Raw genomic sequence first — 1,667 nt, 5'->3', positions numbered from 1 at the left:
TAGGGTTTGCTGAAAAAGTTATAAAAAGCAGGGGGGGTAAATGAACAAAAGGCCCCCCTTCCTGCACCAATAAACATGGCTTTACTTCGATTCTTCAATTCATAGCTAAAATTAATGCTTCGGCATAAAATTACAAGAGTTTGGAAAAATTGACACAAAAAAAGACAGTAAAACTGCCTGAGCAGTTTCACGAGGTTGAGCACTAAAAACGTAAGATTAATGGAGGTTTCCGAAGTCTTAGATAGTTTAGACATGACTCGATTCAGACTGAATCTTCGTTTACCCTGTCCAAATTTCCCTTCAATTTCGTTGCGAATGCGCTCATCTTCTTGTGCTTGTTTTTTATCTTGAAGGCTGACTTGGGTTCTTGGTCTCCCTAAAGGAGGACCACTCAGCCTAATTCCTCTTTCTTTACACCAAGCTCTATTGACTCGGGTCCGATAAATTTTATCAGCGTGAACCGATTCCGGGTAAAATCCTGTCAAGTCTTTGTAAGCCTCCACTTGACTAATAAAATCTCCACTTTCATTATAGTTTTCCCAGCTAATCTTTTCGAGTAATACATATCCTTCTACACAACTGACTGATAACTTCGCTCCAAATTCCGTAGGACTTCCTGATTTACCTCGGACGATTGGACGGACATGAGGTTGTGTTAAACTGACAATCCGATGGTCGACTCTTTTTTGATTATTTGACCACATCAAATCCTGTTGACGATAGATTTCGGTTGATACTAATAAATTCCTGTATTGCCTTTTGCTTAAAAGTTGTAGGCTGCCGCCTTTCTCGATTAACTTGTCAATATGTCCCAAATTTCGTTTGATATATTGCAGTTGTTTTTTAACGGCTTCTCTCCTTTCTTGAGCAGAAAGCCTCCTCTTTTTGGCAAATTTTAAATAATCTTTCCTAGCGTTCTGTCTATAAGTTCTTGGTTTTTTGTCTAGGTTATCCTTCAGGGATTTATATAAAATATCTATGATGCTTTCGGTAGTTTTTCTCGCTTGACTTAATAGGTCCACATCCGTGGGGTATTTGATATCGGCAGGGGAAACCGTTGCATCCATTAATAGCCGACCTCTATTTACTTGTGGTTTTTCGGCTTCTTCTAACTTTTTTGTGTTGGGGTCCTCCGGAGTGAATTTTAGACTGTGTTGGACAATTCTGCGATTAATTTTTTGAAGCAGAGCCGGACTAATTCTTTGACGAAAATGAACCATCATTGACGGGTCAAATGGCGCTTCATTTTGATAACTATTTCGTCCTATAAAATACTGTAAATAAGGATTTTCTTGAATTTGTTCAACTGTTTCTCGGTCACTGATACCCAATTTTTCTTTGATGATTAAAGCGGCCAGTGCCATCCTAAAAGATTTGGCTGGCGCTCCCATATCTTCTGAGAAATTCTGGGCATATTCTGCCTCAAATTCCGACCACGGAATTAGCTTTGACAGAACTATCCACCGATTTTCTTCACACAGCTGCCCCTCAAAGGGAAGCTCAAAGGATTCTTCTGGCCCCAGGGCATTTTGTGATTTTCGATACATTTTCCCTTCACTGATGCACAACCATTTCCAATTTTACCTCTTTTTCCTGTCTTTTGTATCCAGGCAATACTTCTACAAGCCTTATCACATCAGCATTCCGCTTTTTTTCAGCAAGCCCTA

At 39.7% G+C, this 1,667-nt stretch carries 1 protein-coding gene; it reads right to left on the bottom strand.

Going from position 1 to position 1,667, the window contains the following annotated elements; all coding sequences use genetic code 11:
* The coding region (locus tag NG795_RS28300; RefSeq protein WP_367291937.1) for an IS5 family transposase at positions 1-1,547 on the bottom strand (1,547 nt) is incomplete at its 3' end.
* Positions 1,548-1,667 lie beyond the last annotated feature (120 nt).

Origin of the sequence: Laspinema palackyanum D2c (assembly GCF_025370875.1) — a bacterium.
GTDB classification, from domain to species: Bacteria; Cyanobacteriota; Cyanobacteriia; order Cyanobacteriales; family Laspinemataceae; genus Laspinema; species Laspinema palackyanum.
The sequence above is the reverse complement of the archived record's forward strand: the minus strand, read 5'-3'. Positions and strand labels throughout refer to the sequence as shown.